At 31.4% G+C, this 239-nt stretch carries 1 pseudogene; it reads right to left on the bottom strand.

The features are described 5' to 3' along the window. Positions 1–239: pseudogene (locus ACWA1B_RS23545) on the bottom strand (M13 family peptidase); the annotation flags it as partial.

The raw sequence follows: 239 nt of genomic DNA on the forward strand, positions 1-239 counted from the left end.
GTACGTTCCCCTTTCGGCAATACTTTTAATTGTTAAAGCAGAATAATCTTTCCATTTGTCTGGATATCCAACTTTTATGGTAATTTTATTTAACTTTTCTATTGCTTTTGCCTTTGTGTCTTTAGACATCCAAGTTAAATTGTTAATACGGTTTTGGTAAGCCGTAATAACATTATGAATCATATCAAGAGCTTTGGTTTTTGCTTCAGCAGGAAAAACTTTCTCTACATACAATTTAC

Source organism: Flavobacterium xizangense (genome assembly GCF_054075145.1).